Below are 1,070 nucleotides of genomic sequence, written 5' to 3' on the forward strand. Positions count from 1 at the left end.
GTCGCCGGGCCGCGCCGCGACCGGTCGCCACGGGTTGGCGACCAGATCGCGAGCCAGTCGCGGGCGGTGGCGATTCGGCAGCGGCGCTCATGCGCCGGGGATCGGTGGACGGGCAGGGCCGCGGGACGGGCCACCGCCGGTCAACGCGCGTTGCGGATGGGGATGGCCATCTCCTCCGGCTTGATCTCGCGCACCAGCTCGGGCACGCCCCAGGCGAAGGCGGGGTCGACCTTGATCTTGAAGTGGTACATCGACTGCATCGCCTGGTGGTCTTCCGCGCGGAAGGTCATGCGGCCCTTGGGCGTCTCGAAGCTCATGCCCTCCATCGCCTTGATGAGCTTCTGCGTCGTCGTGTCGCCGCCGGTCTTCTTGAGCGCCTCCACCACCGCGATCGCGGCGCTCATGCCGCCGGCGGTGAAGAAGTCGGGCGGCGACTGGAAGCGCTTGTAGTGGTTGGCCACCAGCCACTCGTTGACCGGGTTCTTCGGGATGCCGAAGTAGTAGTAGGTCGCGCCCTCCATGCCGGGCAGCGACTTGTAGGCGGCCATCGCCGGCAGGATGTTGCCGCCGGTGGCGATCTCGATGCCATAGCGCTTGAGGTCGAGGTCGGCGATCTTGAACGGGTTCCCGGCGCGGCCCAGATGATGAAGATCACCTTGCGACCGGGCTGGTCCTTGAGCTTGTCGATCAGGCGCTGCGCGCCGGCGGTGAAGTCGGTGGTCGTCGTGGGCAGGTATTCCTCATGGACGACCCTGGCCTTCTTGATCGCGTCCTTGAAGGCCTTCACGCCGTCGCGGCCGAAGGCGTAGTCCTGGGCCAGCGTCGCGATGACGGTGCCCGGCCGGTCCAGCGCCACCGCATTGGAGATGGCGTCCTGCGAGCTGTTGCGGCCGGTCCGGAAGATGTACTTGTTCCACTTGTCGCCGGTGATCGAAATCGGTCGACGGCCGGCGTCGAACCAGCAGGAATCTTCTTGTACTTACCTCGGCCACCGGACAGCAGCGCGAGCGCCACAGCCCGACGAAGGACGGGCCCACGGCCAGGTCGGCCTTGTCGTCGCCGTAGGCCGC

The 1,070-nt window shown here is 67.7% G+C and carries 1 pseudogene; it reads right to left on the reverse strand.

The annotated features are described in order from the left end of the window. Positions 1–140 precede the first annotated feature (140 nt). Positions 141–1,070, reverse strand: a pseudogene (locus FUT87_RS25850) (substrate-binding domain-containing protein); the annotation flags it as partial.

The sequence above is a fragment of the Mitsuaria sp. TWR114 genome, assembly GCF_007997345.1.